The following is a 17,575-nucleotide window of genomic DNA, read 5'->3' on the forward strand; positions in this document are numbered from 1 at the left end:
GGCTAGGCCTGGCCGCACTCGCTGGAGAGCATCGCAGGATCAATCCCGATCGAGGCGAATGCGCGCTCGTATTTTGTCTCAAGCACATCGTCGAAGATGATGTCGTCAACGGAGGGGCATGTCAGCCAGCCATTGGCGCTGACCTCGTCTTCAAGCTGTCCGGCACCCCAGCCGGAATAGCCGAGCATCATGGTTGCCCGTTTGGGGCCTCTGTCCTCGGTGATGGCGCGCAGAATGTCGACGGTGGCCGTTAGTGACAGCTCTTCCGATACAGGCAGCGTCGCCTCGCTGTGGTAGTCGTCGGAATGCAGGACGAACCCCCTGCCCGTCTCGACCGGACCGCCGGCCTGCACGTTCAGTTCAAGCGCCGCACGTGGAAGGCTGGAGGCATCATCCGGCTGGATCAATTCGAGCTGGATCATCAATTCGCTGAACGAGATCGACTGCGGTCGATTGAGGATGAAACCGACGGCGCCGCTGCTGTTGTGGGCGCAGATGTAGATCACTGTGCGTGAAAAATTCGAATCGGACAAGCCGGGCATGGCGAGCAGGAACTGCCCGTCGAAACAACCGCGCTCCCCGTCCTCAAGGAGACTTTCGTGAAGAATGTCCATGAAGGCAGCTTAACGCAATTGACGATCAAATTGAAACAGCGGGGGCCATGAATGTTCTCGGGCTTCCCGGCCAATTGAAACCGGACCCCGGGACGCATCCTGTTCAGCGCGTCGCACGGCGCCACGGCCGGATCCGACGCGATCCGGCTTGCCAGCCCGCTCGACGGGGTTTGAAGGGTTCGCAACCCACAACCCGATCACCGGAATATGATCGCACCGCCATTGCTCGTTACTGGTTTGGCAAGGTGCCTGCATATAGATTGCCACCATGATCACTTATCATTTCACGCCCCGCATTGCCGGACTGGCAGCTCCCGGCCTGGTCTGGTGTCTCGCATTGGCGCCCATGTCCGCAACAGCCGCATCGAGCGCCTGGGTTGAGACGGAGGGCGGCCGAATCCGCGTATCGGCCCTGGAGCCGTCGGCGGACGGGACCATCAGGGCGGCGCTCGATATCGAGCTCCTGCCGGGCTGGAAAACCTATTGGCGCGATCCGGGCGAGTCCGGCGTGCCGCCTTCATTCAAGGTCGATCGCAGCGACAATATCCAATCGGCGCAGATCCATTTTCCGGCGCCTGAACGCATCAAGGACGCCTATTCGACATGGGCCGGATACAGCTATCCGGTGGTGCTTCCGATCACGATGAAGCAGACAAAAGCGGGTGAAGTAAGCCTCGTTGAAGCCGATGTGTTCCTTGGCATCTGCGAATCCGTCTGTATCCCGCTCCAGACGACTTTCTCGCTCACCGTCGATCCGGGGAAACCGGCCAACGCGTTCGAGAGGCGTCTCGTCAAGAAGGCCTTTGCCTCCCTGCCCGAAGCACCGGGTGACGATTTCGATGTTGTCGACGCCAGGACAGGCGAAGGCAATGACGGGTTCACCGTTTCGGTAGCGCTTCCGCAGGCCGACGAGAACAGCGAACTTTTCGTCACCGGCCCGCAGGGATGGCGGTTCCACACGCCGCGGCTTACCGGTCTCGACGCGAATGTCGCGACATTCCACGTTGAGGTTGACGGCGAAGGCGGTCTTTCCGGCCAGACCCTGGACGTTATTGTCAACGCGTCCGGCCGCAGCATGGAAACGCGGATCAGGCTGCCCTGATCGGGGTTTCCGCTCCAATTCCCTCCGTTCGGAGAAAAGCCGGCGACATGCTGTAGACATGATCGCCGGAATTCCTATTTTGGCCTTGTATGGCGCCCTGCCCCAGGGGCGCTCCTGCCTTACATAATTGCAACCGATTGGCACCGCGCCAGATTTTTGGAGGAATACGACCGTGACAATTTCCGTTGGCGACAAACTGCCCGAGCTTACCCTGAAAGAGGCAACCTCCGAAGGCATGAATGAAGTCTCCACCTCGAGCATCTTCGACGGCAAGAAGGTGGTTCTGTTCGCCGTTCCCGGCGCCTTCACGCCCACCTGCCACCTCAATCATCTTCCGGGCTATCTGCAGAACCGCGATACGATCCTGGCAAAGGGTGTTGATGAAATCGTCGTTCTGTCGGTCAATGACGCCTTCGTCGTCGGCGCCTGGGCCGCGGCAACCGGCGGCGAAGGCAAGATCCGCTATCTTGCGGACTGGGACGCCGCATTCACCAAGGCCATCGGCATGGATGCCGACCTTTCCGCCGGGACGCTGGGCATCCGTTCCAAGCGCTATTCCATGATCGTCGACGATGGCAAGGTGGTGTCGCTGAATGTCGAGGATTCGCCGGGAGAAGCGGTGACGTCCGGCGCTGCCGCCCTCATCGAACAGCTTTAGCGCCTCCTGTTGCGCCCTGCCCTCGCTATGGCGCCTTGAAGGGCGCCATGGCCATGCGGGCAAGCTCGTCGGCCCGCTCATTCTCCGGGTGACCGGCGTGGCCCTTGATCCAGTGCCAGGTCACGTCGTGCCGGTTGCGCGCCTCCTCCAGCGCCTGCCACAGATCGGCATTCTTGACCGGCTTTTTGGCCGATGTCTTCCAGCCGTTGCGCTTCCAGCCCTCGATCCAGCCGCCGATACCGTCCTTGACGTAGGATGAATCGGTGTAGAGATCGACGCGGCAACGCTCCTTGAGCGCATTCAGAGCCTCGATCGCGGCAGTCAGTTCCATTCGATTGTTGGTCGTATCCGCCGTGCCGCCGGACAGTTCCTTGTCGATCCTGCCATATCGCAGGATGGCGCCCCAGCCGCCCGGCCCGGGATTGCCCGAACAGGCGCCGTCGGTGAAGATCTCAACGTGCTTCAATGCGATTCCGCTCCCGATTGGCGCAGACCGTATTCGGCAGCACTGCCTATATTGCGGTGAAAGCGCATGTATCGCAGATATTCCATCGGGTCCTTCTTCACCACCATGGCGCCATCCGGCACATTCAGCCAGTCGTACAAACGGGTCAGGAAGAAGCGCAGCGCGGCGCCATGCGCCAGCATGGGAAGCGCCTCGGCTTCGGCGGCGGTCACGGGCCGCACCGACTGGTACCCGGAAAGCAGCGCCAGGCCCTTGGTCATGTTGAACGCGCCGTCCCGCTCGAAACACCAGGCGTTGAGGCAAACGGCAACGTCATAGGCAAACAGGTCGTTGCAGGCGAAGTAGAAATCGATGACCCCGGAAAGCGTCTCTCCGAGAAAGAACACGTTGTCCGGGAAGAGATCGGCGTGGATGACCCCCGACGGCAGTCCGTCAGGCCAGTTTTCCTCCAGCCGCTCAAGGTCCGCCTCGACTTCCCGCGACAGGCCCGGCTCGACCTCGTCGGCTCTCGCGGCCGACTGGTTCCACAGCGGGCGCCAGGCGCGCACGGACAGAGCGTTTTTCCGGCTGCGGTCGAAGCCGCGTCCGCTCAGATGCAGCATGGCCGCAACCTTGCCGACCTCGCGGCAGTGGTCGGGCGTCGGACGGCGCGGCCACATGCCTTCCAGAAACGTGATGACGGCTGCGGGACGGCCGGCCAATTCGCCGAGGACTATGCCGTCGCGGCGGTGAACCGGCAAAGGGCATGTCAGCCCGCTTTCCGCCAGATGTTCCATGAGGCCGAGGAAGAACGGCAGGTCGTTGCGATCGACGCGCTTTTCGTAAAGCGTCAGGATAAACGAGCCCTTCTCGGTGTGCATGAGGAAGTTGGAATTCTCGACGCCCTCGGCAATACCCTTATAGGACAGAAGTTCCCCGATATCGTATGGCTCGAGAAACGCCCGCAGTTCAGCCTCGGTGATGTCGGTATAGACTGCCAAATTCCGGTCCTTCAAACCCGCGGGACGAATGTCTTGCGCCGGTGTTACCCCTGACCGCCGCCATTGACAAATGCCATGTCCGCGCCGGTCAACTCAATATCGCGAAGGTCGCGCATGACCAGAAAGTTCTCGTCCTCCACAGCCGTCTCGGCGAGATCGATGGTGACCTCGAAGCGTTCGCGGAAAGCCTCGATGATCTCGTCAACGATGATCTCCGGCGCCGATGCGCCGGCGGACAAGCCGATGGTCCGGGTCCGGTCCGGGTCCAGATCGCCCCATGGCAGTTCGGAAGCGCGTTGGACGAGCAGAGCATTGTGAGCGCCAAAGCGCAAAGCGACCTCCACAAGGCGCTTCGAATTGGACGAGTTGGGAGCCCCGACAATGAGGAAATGATCGCAACCGGGCGCAGCCGCCCGGACCGCCTCCTGCCGGTTGGTCGTCGCATAGCAGATGGATTCGGCCGCTGGCGCGGCCAACATCGGAAAACGCGACTGCAAAATATCGATGATGCCGGCCGTGTCTTCGACGGACAGTGTCGTTTGCGTAACGAAGCCGAGATTGTCGGCATCGGCCGGCGCGTATTCCCGGGCATCCTCTTCCGATTCGATCAGGCTTACGGCGCCGGAGGGCAACTGCCCCATTGTGCCGATCACTTCCGGATGACCGGCATGGCCGATCAGGATCACATGCCTGCCGAGGCGCTGGTGGCGCATGGCCTGCTTGTGAACCTTGGATACCAGCGGACAGGTTGCGTCGAGATAGAACAGGTTCCGGGCCGCGGCGTCGGCCGGAACCGACTTCGGCACGCCATGGGCCGAGAAGATCACCGGCTGGCCGCTGTGTTCGGGCGGAATTTCGTCCAGTTCCTCGACAAAGACGGCGCCCCGCTCGCGCAGGCCCTCGACGACATAACGGTTGTGAACGATCTCGTGCCGGACATAGACCGGCGCTCCGTATTTCTTCAGCGCCAGGACAACGATCTGGATAGCGCGGTCAACGCCGGCGCAAAAACCGCGCGGGCCGCACAGGCGGATGGTCAATGGTGGCTTCGAAAGCTTGGTCATCGCTATTCCGAAATAGTCTGCAAAACTTGTAGAGCAAGTGTTTCGATGAAGAAACACCCCGCCCCTATTTCGATCCTATCGCCGCAGCAGGCGCCACAGATATATGCCGGTAACGGCCAGCAGGGCCGCGGCCAGTCCGAACCAGGTTATCGCATATTGCAGGTGATTGTTGGGCAGTGACACACGCGTGACGCCGCCCACAGGACCCGCCGCCGTCGCACCGTTTGTCGTCGCCGCGTCGACAAAGAACGGCACAAGGCTTGTTTCGTCCAACCCCATGGCATCCGCCATGCCGGAGAAATCCTTCCAGTACCAGATGCGGTTCGCCGGCTCATTGTCGGGTACAAGCCGTCCCGGCTTTTCCGAGAGCGGGTTACGGGCAAATCCGACGATTGATACCTGACCCCCGACCGGCTGCCAGTCGCGTTTCGCCGGATCTTTCATGTCATAGCGGACGAAACCGCGATTGACGAGAACGGTCCGTCCGTCGGCCAGTGTGAGCGGCGTATAGATATACCAGCCCGATTGCCCTTCATGGGTCGCCAGGTAATGCTGTTCGGCCTCGTGCAGGAACACGCCGTCCGCGCGCATGGGCATGTAGTCGACATCGCCGGAGCGTTCCCATTCGGCAAGAACCGCGTCAACGGGTTCCGGAGACCGGACCATGCGTTCTTCGATCGTGGCGAGCAGCCCCTCCTTCCAGGCAAGCCTGTTCAGTTGCCAATTGCCGAGCAGCAACAGGAAGGCAAGTGCCGGAAGCGCAAAGGCCAGCACAACCGCCACGGAACGCCCACGGCCGGGTGCGGCAGCTTCAGGGGCTTTCGGCTTGTCGTCAGCCATTGTCGAGTTCGCCCTCATGGGCGTTGTTCTTGTATTGCAGGGTGATCAGCACACCCTTAAGGGCGCGCAGCAGCAGCAGGCAGAGGCCCGCACTCAACGGGATCCATATGAGCAGATGAAGCCACAGAGGCGGCGAAAAGGAGACCTCCGCCCACAGCGCAAGGCCGACCACAAGGAAACCGATCAGCAGAATGACAAAGACGGCAGGACCGTCTCCGGCATCGGCAAAGCCGTAATCCAGGCCGCAATTCGGACAGGACGTCCCGACCTTGATATAGCCGTCGAACAGCCGGCCCTTGCCGCAGCGCGGACAGCGACCGAAGATGCCGGCGCGGTACGGATCCACCGGCGGATATTGTCTGCTGTCGTCAGTGCTCATGCAGCGGCTCCAAAGAAATGGGGGCGCACGCGTCAGGCGCGGCGCCCCCTCCCAAAATGCATGCCGCTTTCGTCAGTGCGCGGCGATCTCTGCGCCCCAGGAGGCCCAGATGTAGATGCTGAAGAACAGGAACAGCCATACCACGTCAACAAAGTGCCAGTACCAGGCCGCGGCCTCGAAGCCGAAATGCTTCTTCGGCGTGAAATCCCCGGCAGCCGCACGGATCAGGCAGACGATCAGGAAGATGGTGCCGACCAGAACGTGGAAACCATGGAAACCGGTGGCCATGAAGAAGGTGGCGCCATAGATCGAATCCCGGAAGGCAAACGGGGCGTGAACGTATTCGTAGTATTGGACGCAGGAGAACAGGACACCCAGCACAACCGTCAGCACCAGGCCCGTCACCAGCCCGCGCCGATCATCATGCAACAGCGCATGGTGCGCCCAGGTCACCGTCGTTCCGGACAGAAGCAGGATGATCGTGTTGTAGAGCGGCAGGTGCATCGGATCCAGCACCTCGATGCCGACCGGTGGCCATTGTCCGCCCGTATGTTCGACACGGGCGACCTGCGCTGCCTCTCCTGCAAAGATCGCGGCGTCGAAGAAAGCCCAGAACCAGGCGACGAAGAACATCACCTCGGAGGCGATGAACATGATCATGCCATAGCGCAGATGCAGCGACACGACCCGCGTATGGTGACCTTCGTGGCTTTCCTTGATGCAATCCGACCACCACCCGAACATCGTGTAGAGGACGATGGCAAGGCCGATGAAGAACAGCCAGGGATTGGCCGCTTCGATGCCGAATATCTCCAGCGACCCGCCTGCCAGGTAGCGCATGTAGACGATGCCGCCGATGGCCATAATCAAAGCGCCGACCGAGCCGATGAACGGCCACGGGCTGGGATCGATTATGTGATAATCATGCTGCTTTTGATGCGCATCAGCCATTTTCAAGTCCCCGAACTACCTTTTCCTTACGGCTGCAATCTGCTGCAGCATCGTTTCTAAAGCCTGTCCTTGTCGTCCGCTTCGCCGGTCACGGCCTCGGCCACCGGCTTTTCCGTGTCCAGCGGATAGAACGTGTAGGACAGCGTTATCGCGTTGATATTCTTCGTTTCCGGCGCGTCGACGATCGCCGGGTCGACAAAAAAGACGACCGGCATGTCGAGGCTTTCGCCCGGCGCCAGTTCCGTTTCGGTGAAGCAGAAGCATTCGACCTTGTTGAAATAGGCGCCCGCCGACTGCGGCGTGACATTGAATGTCGCCTGCCCGGAGCTTGCGGCGCTTCCGACATTCAGGGCCACGTAGGATGCCTGCTTCGTCTCGCCGATACGCAATACGACTTCGCGCTCAACCGGTTTGAAGTCCCAGCCCAGTCCACCCGCCGTATTGGCGTCGAAACGGACCGTGATCTTGCGATCGAGAATCGTGTCCGAATATTGCTCGGCGCGCTGTGTCGTGCCGCCATAGCCGGTCACCTGGCAGAAAAGCTGATAGAGCGGAACCGCAGCATAGGACATGCCGGCCATCGCGACGACAACGCCGACGCACGCTGCCGGGACACGCCAGTTGCCTTTGTTCTTGTTGGTTCCGCTATCGCTCATCGCACAACCCGTTATAGCGCCCGGTCAAGTATGGCCGGGCCGAACTTGACGATCGTTGCGACGTAGAAGAGCACCACAAGCGCTGCAAGCACGAGCGCAAGGGCAATCGAACGGCGGCGGCGGGCACGCTTCTGCTGGTCGGTGAGATCCACGCGTTCAATCATGCTCATGCTCCGGCACCCTGGGTCAGGCCGTCGACGAGCAGTGTGGCAAACAGGGCGAACAGGTAGATCAACGAGAATCCGAACATTGCCTTGGCCGGCTTCATCTTCTCGTCCGCCGGGCTCATGCGCAGCACCTTGTAGGCGTACCAGACAAAGCCCAGCCCCAATCCGGTCGCAAGGATGCCGTAAGCGGCGCTGGCGAAGCCCATCCAATAGGGCAGAACGCCGACCAGCGCCGTGATGATCGCATAGACAAAGATCTGCCGCTTGGTGGATTTCACGCCTGCAACATTCGGCAGCATCGGAACCCCGGCCTTGTGGTAGTCGCCCTGCTTGAAAAGCGCCAGCGCCCAGAAATGCGGCGGCGTCCACAGAAAGATCATCAGGAACAGGACGAAGCTCTCCCACGAGACCGAACCGGTGACACAGGCCCAGCCGATCATCGGAGGCAGCGCGCCGGCGGCACCGCCGATGACGATGTTCTGCGGCGTCGAGCGCTTCAGCCACATCGTGTAGATCACGACGTAGAAGAAAATCGTGAAAGCAAGCAGCGCGGCTGAAAGCCAGTTGACCAGCAATCCGAGTGTCAGGATCGAAAACGCCGAAAGCACCAGGCCGAAGGCAAGCGCCTCGGAGGGTCCGACCCGACCGGCCGGAACGGGACGCGATGCGGTCCGCGACATGACGGCGTCAATGTCGGCATCGTACCACATGTTCAGCGCGCCCGAAGCGCCGGCACCAACGGCTATGCACAGGATGGAGACCATGCCGAGGAAGGGATGGATCGTACCGGGGGCAATGATCATGCCCACGAAGGCGGTAAACACCACCAGCGACATGACGCGCGGCTTCAGAAGCGCGAAATAATCGCCGGGCTCGGCCTGGGAAAGGCCGAGTTCCGCTCCGTTCAATGCGCCCTGTTCGCCGGTTATCGCCATTGCTGTGAACTTGATTTCCCGTTGTCGTTACAGGCAAGAGCCGCGTATGCGGCTCCGCCAATCGGATGTATCTATTTGATGCGCGGCAGCTGTTCCCACTGGTGGAACGGCGGCGGCGAGCTGAGCTTCCATTCCAGGGTCGTCGCGCCCTCGCCCCAGGGATTGTCCTCCGCCTGGCGTTTCTTGGCAAATGCCTCCCATACGCCGAACAGGAAGATAACCACGCCGATCGCTGAAAGGTACGAACCGTATGAGGAAACGGCATTCCAGCCCGCATAGGCATCGGGGTAGTCGATGTAGCGGCGCGGCATGCCCGCCAGACCCAGGAAGTGCTGCGGGAAGAATACCAGGTTCACGCCGATGAACATGACCCAGAAATGGGTCTTGGCGATCCATGAGTTATACATGTAGCCCGTCATCTTGGGGAACCAGTAGTACCAGGCGGCGAAGATGCCGAACACGGCACCGAGCGACAGCACGTAGTGGAAATGGGCCACCACGTAGTAGGTGTCGTGCATTGCGCGGTCGAGACCGGCATTGGCCAGCTGAACGCCGGTCACGCCGCCGACGGTGAACAGGAAGATGAAGCCGAGCGCCCACAACATCGGTGTGCGGAAGGTCAGCGAGCCGCCCCACATGGTCGCGATCCAGGAAAAGATCTTCACGCCGGTCGGAACGGCGATCACCATCGTCGCGAAGACGAAGTAACGCTGCGCGTCAAGCGACAGGCCGACCGTGTACATGTGGTGCGCCCACACGATAAAGCCGACGGCACCGATGGCGACCATGGCATAGGCCATTCCGAGATAGCCAAAGACCGGCTTGCGCGAGAAGGTCGCGACGATGTGGCTGACGATGCCGAAGGCAGGCAGGATCAGAATGTACACTTCCGGATGGCCGAAGAACCAGAACAGATGCTGGAACAGGATCGGATCGCCCCCGCCTTCAGGCGAGAAGAAGGACGTGCCGAAATTTCGGTCGGTCAAAAGCATGGTGATGCCACCCGCCAGAACCGGCAGCGACAGAAGCAGCAGGAAGGCGGTGATCAGCACGGACCAGGCGAACAGCGGCATCTTGTGCAGCGTCATGCCCGGGGCGCGCATGTTGAAGATCGTCGTGATGAAGTTGATCGCGCCGAGGATCGAAGAGGCGCCGGCGATGTGCAGTGACAGGATGGCGAAATCCATCGCCGGCCCCGGTTGCCCGGTCGTCGACAATGGCGGGTAGATCGTCCACCCTCCCCCGACACCGTAGGCACCAGTCGGTCCCTCCACGAACATGGACAGCAGCAGCAGGATAAAGGCCGGCGGCAGCAGCCAGAAGGAGATGTTGTTCATGCGCGGAAACGCCATGTCCGGCGCGCCGATCATGATCGGCACCATCCAGTTGGCAAAACCCCCGATCAAAGCCGGCATGACCATGAAGAAGATCATGATGAGGCCATGCGCGGTGGTGAACACGTTGTACATCTGCTTGCCGCCGTCAATCGCGGCATCACCCTCGAAGCCGTAAACCATGGCCGCGAGACCGTGGAAGATCTGGATCCCCGGCTCCTGCAGCTCCCAGCGCATGAAGATGGACAGCGCACCGCCGATAACACCCGCAATGATCGCAAAGATCAGATAGAGCGTGCCGATGTCCTTGTGGTTCGTCGAATAAACCCAGCGGCGGATAAAGCCGACCGGCTTATGATCGTGAGCATCGTGTGCTGCTGTAGCTCCGGCCATGGGTTTACTCCTCGATCTTCTGTGCTTCGTTGGCAGCGAGCTCAACGGTTTTTTCTGCTTCGATCGACGCCATCAGCTGCGCGTTGGCAGCCTCGACATCGTCAGCGGCCGCGGCGAGCCAGGCACCGTATTGCTCCACTGACACGACACGCACGCCGATCGGCATATAGGCATGATCCTTGCCGCACAGTTCCGAACACTGGCCGTAATAGAGACCCTCGCGGTCGGCTTTGAACCATGTTTCGTTCATGCGGCCGGGAACGGCGTCCATCTTCACGCCGAAGGCCGGCATGGCGTAGGAGTGAATGACGTCACCTGCAGTGACCAGGAGGCGCACGGTCATGCCGACCGGGACGACCATCTCGTTGTCGACGGCCAGAAGCCTGGGATATTCACCGCGATCTTCCTTGCCATAGTCGGCGCGGTCATCATCGGCCAGGAGGATCGAATCGAAAGATACCTCTTCCTCAACCTGGTATTCATAGCCCCAGTACCACTGGTAGCCTGTCGCCTTGATCGTGAGCTGCGGTTCCTCCGGCGGCGAATACTGGGCATTGAGCAACTGGAACGACGGAATGGCCAGACACAGCAGGATGATCACCGGCCCGACTGTCCAGATGACTTCGATGGTGGTGTTGTGGCTCGTTTTCGAGGGATTGGGGTTCGCGCCCCTGCGGAAACGCAGGATGACGATAACCAGCAGCAGGAGCACCAGCAAGGAGATCGGAATGATGAACCACAATGTGTAGGTATTGAACCAGTCGATCTCACGCATGATATCGGTAACGGCCGGCTGGAAACCCAACTGCCAGTCTACCGGCTGCGCGGCGTGCGCCTGGGTTGCCAGAAGCCATGTGGCAAGCAGCGCCCAAACTGCCTGGATGAGAAATTTCACGACAATTCTCCCTCGAGCATACGCCGGCCGGTCTCGCGGAGGCGCATTTTTCCCTCTGATTGACTGCGCTTAAAATCATAGTTTAGAGCCAATCGCAACTGGCTGACAGACCTTTCGGTGCGACATTTTAAGCAATTGAACCGGCTAAATGCGCATGCCGCCTTGATATGCGCGTGCCGCATGTGCAAAAAAAGCCAAATTGATCAATCTGAAAATCCCTTCAATGCAGAGGGACCGTTCGCTGCGCGATTGTCGCCGCATTTGTGCACTAGGCCCGCCTCCGACAAGCCCGTAGGAACATGAACCTTCCAATTGCCAATGGGCGAATACACAATAACGCGAATGATTCGGGTAGCGCTGGAGCAAACATGCCGCAACTGAAGAAACTGAAACTTGCCGTCATTGCATTTGCGGTCTCGGCAATGGGTCTGACCGTATCGGCCGTCGCCCAGCAACCGGGAACCGTTCGTTCCAATCACGGGGCCTGGTCGATTGTATGCGACCAGCCGGCCGGCGCTTCCAGCGAGCAATGCGCTCTGATGCAGAACGTCATTGCCGAAGACCGTCCGGAAATCGGGCTTTCGGTGGTCGTGCTCAAGACCGCGGACAAGCAGGCACGTGTGCTGCGTGTGCTCGCGCCGCTCGGTGTGCTGCTTCCCAACGGTCTTGGACTGAATGTTGACGGCAAGGATATCGGAAGAGCCTATTTCGTACGCTGCTTCACTGATGGCTGCTATGCGGAGGTGATCCTCGAGGATGCATTGCTCAATACGCTCAAAGCAGGAACGATCGCCACGTTCATCGTCTTTCAGACACCGGAGGAAGGGATCGGGATTCCTGTTGACCTTGCCGGCTTCACCGACGGTTTCGGCGCCCTGCCCTGAAGCATGCGCACCCGGTCAGTCGGGATAGTTTTCCTTCATGTGCCGGTAGGCATCCGCCACGATCGCTTCGAGAACATCGAGATCAACATCCGACAGGCGTTTGATGTAGAGGCAGGATTTGCCGGTCTTGTAGCGCCCGAGTCGTGACAACTGACGGTCATAGGCCGAAAAACCCGGCATGACATAGACCGTCAAGGCGGTCTTGCGGGGCGAGAATCCCGTTACCATCCACTGGGCGGAGCGGCCGTCCGCATAGGTGTAGGTGTAGGTTCCGAAGCCGATGATGGAAGAGCCCCACATGACGGCATCCCGTCCGGTCACGCGGTTCATCATGTCCATCAGGACCTGACTGTCCGCGCGCTTCGCCTCATCCTCGATACCTGCCAGAAATGCATCCACGTCGCCGTTGCCCGGTCGCGTCTTCAGAGCGACGGTCCGTTTTGAAGATGTCGTCTTTCCCGATTTGTCAGCCAAGGCAAAGCCTCCCGGCGGCTCGCGTCGTCCTTCGCATTGGATATGAATGCGCTATACCATATATGGAGAACAGCATTTCCCGAAACAGGATGGCGCCGATTCGGCTCCATCGCATCCGGATGACGATATGAATACCGACTTGCTCAAGACCTTCGACTGCTCGGACGAGCGCGTATCGGAGATCGTGAAGAACAGCCTTGCCGGCGCAGATGATGGCGAGCTGTTCGTTGAACACGCCCAGATGGAAGCGCTCACCTTCGACGACGGAAGGCTGAAGGCCGGAAACTTCTCGTGCGATCAGGGTTTCGGTCTTCGCGCCGTTGCCGATGAGGCGGTCGGCTATGCCCATTCGGGCGATCTTTCGGAAGCCGCGCTGAAACGGGCAAGCGACGCGGTGGCCGCCGTGACGCGCGGTCACAGCGGCGCCTATTCGGATGCGCCGGCTCGAACCAACAAGCACCTTTACGGCGAAGAAAACCCCATCGGCGCGCCGGCTTTTGCGGAAAAGGTGGCGCTGCTGCAAGAGGTCGACGGATACCTGCGCGGCAAGGACGAAAAGGTCCGGCAGGTGACGGCGTCCCTCGCCGCGGGCTGGCAGGTGGTCAACATATTGCGGGCTGACGGGCAGATCCTGCGCGATATCCGGCCGCTCACGCGGCTCAATATCAGTGTCGTCGTCGGCGACGGCGACAGACAGGAAAGCGGCAGCTACGGAGCCGGCGGGCGGCGCGGTTTCGGCGCATTCATCGCCGAGGACAGCTGGCAGGCCGGCGCCGACGAGGCGCTGCGGCAGGCCCTCGTGAACCTTGAGGCAATCCCGGCGCCCGCAGGTACCCTCGATGTCGTACTGGGAGCCGGCTGGCCCGGCGTCATGCTGCACGAGGCCGTCGGCCACGGCCTCGAAGGCGACTTCAACCGCAAGAAAACATCCGCTTTTGCCGGCCTCCTCGGCGAGCAGGTCGCTGCAAAGGGCGTGACGGTCGTCGACGACGGAACCATCAGCGAGCGGCGCGGGTCGCTGACGATGGACGATGAAGGCACGCCCTCGGGCTACAATGTGCTCATCGAGGACGGAAAGTTGGTCGGCTACATGCAGGACCGCCAGAACGCGCGGCTGATGGGGATGGAGCCGACCGGAAACGGGCGGCGCCAGTCACATGCGCACCGGCCCATGCCGCGCATGACCAACACCTATATGCTTGGCGGCGACAAAACGCCGGAGGAAATCATCGCTTCCGTCGACAAGGGCATATACGCCGTCTCCTTCGGCGGCGGTCAGGTCGACATCACCTCCGGAAAGTTCGTGTTCGGCTGCACGGAAGCCTATCTTATCGAGAACGGCAAGGTCGGCGCGCCGGTCAAGGGCGCAATGCTGATCGGCAATGGTCCGGACGCCATGCACAGGGTTTCGATGGTCGGAAACGACTCGAAACTCGATAACGGTATCGGAATGTGCGGCAAAGCAGGACAGAGTGTGCCCGTCGGCGTCGGCCAACCGCACCTGCGCATGGACCAGATGACCGTCGGCGGGACGCAGGCCTGACCGGCATTCCGGTCCGGCCGGTTACGGATAAAGCCGCGTCTTCGTCCAGCCCCCGCCTTTGGACGAGCGTGTGAACACGATGCGGTCATGCAGCCGGAACTTGCGGTCATGCCAGAACTCGATCGACACGGGCGACAGCCGGAAGCCGGACCAGTATGGCGGCCTCGGAATCGCGCCGACCGGATATTTGGCCGTGTATTCGGCAACCGATTTTTCCAGTGCGAAACGGCCCTCCAAAGGACGCGACTGTTTGGACGCCCAGGCGCCGATGCGGCTGCCGCGCGGCCGGCTTTCGAAATATTCGTCGGCCTCCTCGTCGCTGACCACGGAAACATCGCCGCGCAGCCGCACCTGGCGGCGCAGGGATTTCCAATGGAAACACATTGCCGCCTTTTTTGAGGCCAACAATTCAGTCCCCTTCTGACTTTCGAAATTGGTGTAGATGGTGAAGCCGCGTTCATCGAATCCCTTGAGCAGAACCATCCGCACATTCGGCAACCCGTCCTCGTCGACCGTAGCCAGCGACACGGCGGTGGGGTCGTTCAACTCGCTGTCCTGCGCGTCGGAAAGCCATTCGCCGAAAAGGTTGAGCGGCTCCTCGGAAAGGGTAAAATCATCTTTCGTTAACAATGTGTTGTTAGTCATTGTACGTTAACCGTCAGAACTGTTGAGTGGTTGTTTCGAGTGACCCAGTTGAAGCTTGTGTGTGTAGAGAACAGAAAATCGCGTGAGAGACAATCGGGTTCTTTCATGGTTCGTGCTGTTCTGCTCACTGTGCTTGTCGCGGCATCGGGCTGCGTGAGTTCAGGCCTGGACCTCGGAGTCGAGGACAAGCCCGATACCAGCCTCTTGTCCGGTTCCATCGATCCTGCGGTCGACAGCTCTTCCGACGACATGATCATAGCCGACACCGTCGCCGAGGCAAAAATCAGACCGGGCCATGTTCAGGACATTCCGTGGAACAACGCAACAACCGGCAATTTCGGCTCGGTCAGCTTTATCCGCGAAAGCAGCTCCGTCGGAAAAGTCTGCCGCGACTTTATCGTCTCCAAGCACAGCTATGACGGCGTTGCGCAATATACCGGCGAAATCTGCCGCACCCGCCTGACCAAGTCCTGGTCGCTCAAATCGTTGAGCCAGCAGAGCTAGCCACCTTCCGGGCACGATACGGCAACATCGGGGCAGCGACGGAATCAAGCCTTTTTTCATAACTTGGCCCTAGAATCGACGACCTGTAGCAATGTTCCCTTGCCGACCGGTTCGGCGTCCGAGTTCAGGTGGGTCGTCCCATGCGTAATCCCTATGCGGTTCTGGGTATTCCGAAAACCGCCAGCGGCGATGAGATCAAGGCCGCATTCCGCAAAAAAGCCAAGTCCAGCCATCCGGATCGCAACCAGAACAATCCGCGGGCTGCTTCGCGGTTCAACGATGTCAACCACGCCTACGAGATCCTCGGCAATGCGAAGAAGCGGCGTCTTTTCGACAGCGGCCAGATCGATTCGTCCGGCCGCGCGACACCCAGGAAATCCGTCTTCTCGGGATTTGCCGGCGTCAATCCGTGGAATGGATTCAGCTTCAAGCGGAGCAAGAACAGCAGTGCCGCCGCGGACGAGGCAAAACGGGACAAGCCGGCGGATGCGGCCAGTGAAGCGGACAAAGGCGGGTTCGAGAACGATTCCCACGAGGAAATCATGGAGCGGATCTTCGGCGAATCCTTCGTGCGCAAGACCGCGGAGGACGCGCCGGGCCTTGATGACCATCCCGAGCCGGAACCGGAAACCCAACAGGTCGATGAGGCCGATATCCATGCGGAATTGGCCATTTCACTCGACCGTGTGCTGAAAACGTCAAGCGAAAGCGTCACCCTTCCCGATGGCCGGACCGTGAAGGTCAATCTGCCGGCGGGAATCGAAAACGGCAGGGTTCTGCGCCTGCACGGCAAGGGCAAAAATCTGCCCGAAGACAAAATGGGCGATGCCCTCATCACGATCCGTTACAAGAAGCACAAGTATTTGCGCACCGACGGTGTCGATCTCGTGGCCGACCTGCCGGTGCCTCTGAAAGACGGGATACTCGGCGCCAAGGTGCCGTTCGAGGGCCTCGACGGAAAGCTCCTGGTTTCCATTCCGCCCTGGTCCGGTTCCGACCGTGTGCTGCGCATTCGCGGCAAGGGCTTGCCGGACAGCAACAAACGGCGCGGCGACCTGTACATCAATGTGAAGCTCCTGCTTCCGGAAGACCCGGACGACGCCCTGCTCGCCTACGCCAAATCAACGGATTGACCGTGATGGCAACGCGGCGGTGAGCGCACCGGCCCGACCGCCGGCAGCAGCACAAGATGGTTGCCCGTGGAGCGCAAGCGTCTTGAACGCGTTTGTCCTCTGTGCCATAGCCAAGTTAGCAAGAAGCAAGGAGTGGGATATGGTTCTGGGTGCGGGTCTGATGAAAGGCAAGCGCGGAGTTATCTTGGGCGTCGCCAACAATCGATCGATTGCCTGGGGAATCGCCAAGGCCTGCGCCGATGCAGGAGCCGAGCTGGCGCTGACCTATCAGGGCGAAGCGCTGAAGAAGCGCGTCGAACCGCTCGCTTCCGAGCTTGGAGCCCATGTTGCAGGCCATTGCGACGTAACCGATCCCGCCAGCATGGATGCGGTGTTCGCCGACCTGGAAGAACGCTGGGGCAAGATAGACTTCCTGGTGCACGCGATCGCATTTTCCGACAAGGAAGAACTGACCGGCCGCTTCGTCAACACGACGCGCGAGAATTTCTGCCGGACAATGGAAATCTCCGTCTATTCTCTGGCCGCGCTGGCAAGGCGCGCCGAAGCGATCATGAACGATGGCGGCTCGATCCTGACGCTGACTTATTACGGCGCTGAAAAGGTGATGCCGCACTACAACGTCATGGGCGTCGCCAAGGCAGCCCTGGAAGCCAGCGTCCGCTATCTGGCCGTCGACCTCGGCGGTCGCGGCATCCGCGTCAACGCAATCTCAGCCGGCCCGATCAAGACACTGGCAGCCTCCGGCATCGGCGACTTTCGCTATATCTTGAAGTGGAATGAATATAACGCGCCGCTCAAGCGCACGGTCACCACCGATGAAGTCGGCGCATCGGCGCTCTATCTGCTGTCGGATCTGTCCGTGGCCGTGACCGGCGAAGTGCATCACGTAGATTCCGGTTATCACACGGTCGGCATGAAGTCTGTGGACGCACCGGATATTTCCGTCATCAAAGACTGA

At 60.4% G+C, this 17,575-nt stretch carries 21 protein-coding genes; 7 read left to right on the forward strand and 14 right to left on the reverse strand.

All coding sequences use genetic code 11. The features are described 5' to 3' along the window. Positions 1-2 precede the first annotated feature (2 nt). Positions 3-614 (reverse strand): YqgE/AlgH family protein, encoded by a 612-nt coding sequence (locus OOZ53_RS05570; protein WP_271088347.1) that lies wholly within the window; start codon positions 612-614, stop codon positions 3-5. Between the two features lie 268 nt (positions 615-882). On the opposite strand from OOZ53_RS05570, the gene OOZ53_RS05575 reads away from it, so the two are divergent. After that, positions 883-1,716, forward strand: a complete 834-nt coding sequence (locus OOZ53_RS05575; protein WP_271088348.1) for a protein-disulfide reductase DsbD domain-containing protein — start codon at positions 883-885, stop codon at positions 1,714-1,716. Positions 1,717-1,888: 172 nt separating this feature from the next. Continuing rightward, entirely contained in the window at positions 1,889-2,374 is a 486-nt protein-coding gene (locus OOZ53_RS05580) for a peroxiredoxin (protein WP_271088349.1), read from the forward strand. Positions 2,375-2,399: 25 nt separating this feature from the next. Here OOZ53_RS05580 and rnhA read toward each other — a convergent pair whose 3' ends face one another. The 11 genes from rnhA to coxB form a co-directional block, all read right to left on the reverse strand. Then, a complete protein-coding gene (rnhA, locus tag OOZ53_RS05585; RefSeq protein WP_271088350.1) occupies positions 2,400-2,840 on the reverse strand; it encodes a ribonuclease HI in 441 nt (146 codons plus the stop codon). After that, positions 2,837-3,820 carry a homoserine kinase gene (locus OOZ53_RS05590; RefSeq protein WP_271088351.1) on the reverse strand — a complete coding sequence of 328 codons (984 nt, stop codon included), beginning with the start codon at positions 3,818-3,820 and terminating at the stop codon, positions 2,837-2,839. The genes rnhA and OOZ53_RS05590 overlap by 4 nt, the downstream gene beginning before the upstream one ends. Positions 3,821-3,864: 44 nt before the next feature. Beyond that, on the reverse strand, positions 3,865-4,884 hold the full coding sequence (ispH, locus tag OOZ53_RS05595) for a 4-hydroxy-3-methylbut-2-enyl diphosphate reductase (RefSeq protein ID WP_271088352.1): 1,020 nt from the start codon (positions 4,882-4,884) through the stop codon (positions 3,865-3,867). A gap of 75 nt (positions 4,885-4,959) precedes the next feature. Then, entirely contained in the window at positions 4,960-5,724 is a 765-nt protein-coding gene (locus OOZ53_RS05600) for an SURF1 family protein (protein ID WP_271088353.1), read from the reverse strand. Beyond that, the gene (locus OOZ53_RS05605; RefSeq protein WP_271088354.1) at positions 5,717-6,103 is read right to left on the reverse strand and encodes a DUF983 domain-containing protein; all 387 of its coding nucleotides are present in this window, start codon (positions 6,101-6,103) and stop codon (positions 5,717-5,719) included. Before OOZ53_RS05605 ends, OOZ53_RS05600 begins: the two co-directional genes overlap by 8 nt. A 72-nt stretch (positions 6,104-6,175) precedes the next feature. Beyond that, positions 6,176-7,054 (reverse strand): cytochrome c oxidase subunit 3, encoded by an 879-nt coding sequence (locus OOZ53_RS05610; RefSeq protein ID WP_271088355.1) that lies wholly within the window; start codon positions 7,052-7,054, stop codon positions 6,176-6,178. A 56-nt stretch (positions 7,055-7,110) separates the two neighbouring features. Next, positions 7,111-7,710, reverse strand: a complete 600-nt coding sequence (locus OOZ53_RS05615; RefSeq protein ID WP_271088356.1) for a cytochrome c oxidase assembly protein — start codon at positions 7,708-7,710, stop codon at positions 7,111-7,113. Between the two features lie 11 nt (positions 7,711-7,721). Further along, the gene (locus OOZ53_RS05620; RefSeq protein ID WP_271088764.1) at positions 7,722-7,874 is read right to left on the reverse strand and encodes a hypothetical protein; all 153 of its coding nucleotides are present in this window, start codon (positions 7,872-7,874) and stop codon (positions 7,722-7,724) included. A 2-nt stretch (positions 7,875-7,876) separates the two neighbouring features. Next, positions 7,877-8,812, reverse strand: coding sequence for a heme o synthase (locus tag OOZ53_RS05625; RefSeq protein ID WP_271088357.1), 936 nt, complete (start codon positions 8,810-8,812; stop codon positions 7,877-7,879). Between the two features lie 71 nt (positions 8,813-8,883). Beyond that, complete coding sequence (gene ctaD / locus OOZ53_RS05630) at positions 8,884-10,539, reverse strand: cytochrome c oxidase subunit I (protein WP_271088358.1); 1,656 nt, start codon at positions 10,537-10,539, stop codon at positions 8,884-8,886. Between the two features lie 4 nt (positions 10,540-10,543). Beyond that, the gene (gene coxB, locus OOZ53_RS05635) at positions 10,544-11,434 is read right to left on the reverse strand and encodes a cytochrome c oxidase subunit II (RefSeq protein ID WP_271088359.1); all 891 of its coding nucleotides are present in this window, start codon (positions 11,432-11,434) and stop codon (positions 10,544-10,546) included. 422 nt (positions 11,435-11,856) lie between these two features. On the opposite strand from coxB, the gene OOZ53_RS05640 reads away from it, so the two are divergent. Continuing rightward, a complete protein-coding gene (locus tag OOZ53_RS05640; protein ID WP_425499116.1) occupies positions 11,857-12,318 on the forward strand; it encodes an invasion associated locus B family protein in 462 nt (153 codons plus the stop codon). Positions 12,319-12,333: 15 nt separating this feature from the next. On the opposite strand, the gene OOZ53_RS05645 is transcribed toward OOZ53_RS05640, so the two are convergent. Continuing rightward, positions 12,334-12,792, reverse strand: a complete 459-nt coding sequence (locus tag OOZ53_RS05645) for a DUF1801 domain-containing protein (RefSeq protein ID WP_271088361.1) — start codon at positions 12,790-12,792, stop codon at positions 12,334-12,336. A gap of 127 nt (positions 12,793-12,919) precedes the next feature. Here OOZ53_RS05645 and tldD point away from each other — a divergent pair, with 127 nt between their 5' ends. Next, positions 12,920-14,335, forward strand: a complete 1,416-nt coding sequence (tldD, locus tag OOZ53_RS05650) for a metalloprotease TldD (protein WP_271088362.1) — start codon at positions 12,920-12,922, stop codon at positions 14,333-14,335. A 21-nt stretch (positions 14,336-14,356) separates the two neighbouring features. Here tldD and pdxH read toward each other — a convergent pair whose 3' ends face one another. Continuing rightward, a complete protein-coding gene (pdxH, locus tag OOZ53_RS05655) occupies positions 14,357-14,980 on the reverse strand; it encodes a pyridoxamine 5'-phosphate oxidase (RefSeq protein WP_271088363.1) in 624 nt (207 codons plus the stop codon). 105 nt (positions 14,981-15,085) lie between these two features. On the opposite strand from pdxH, the gene OOZ53_RS05660 reads away from it, so the two are divergent. From OOZ53_RS05660 to fabI, 3 genes are all read left to right on the forward strand, one after another. Next, the gene (locus OOZ53_RS05660; protein ID WP_271088364.1) at positions 15,086-15,484 is read left to right on the forward strand and encodes an RT0821/Lpp0805 family surface protein; all 399 of its coding nucleotides are present in this window, start codon (positions 15,086-15,088) and stop codon (positions 15,482-15,484) included. A 140-nt stretch (positions 15,485-15,624) separates the two neighbouring features. Then, complete coding sequence (locus OOZ53_RS05665) at positions 15,625-16,617, forward strand: DnaJ C-terminal domain-containing protein (protein ID WP_271088365.1); 993 nt, start codon at positions 15,625-15,627, stop codon at positions 16,615-16,617. A 139-nt stretch (positions 16,618-16,756) separates the two neighbouring features. Further along, positions 16,757-17,575 carry an enoyl-ACP reductase FabI gene (fabI, locus tag OOZ53_RS05670; RefSeq protein ID WP_271088366.1) on the forward strand — a complete coding sequence of 273 codons (819 nt, stop codon included), beginning with the start codon at positions 16,757-16,759 and terminating at the stop codon, positions 17,573-17,575.

The organism is Allohoeflea poritis, from assembly GCF_027889715.1.
GTDB classification, from domain to species: domain Bacteria; phylum Pseudomonadota; class Alphaproteobacteria; order Rhizobiales; family Rhizobiaceae; genus Hoeflea_A; species Hoeflea_A poritis.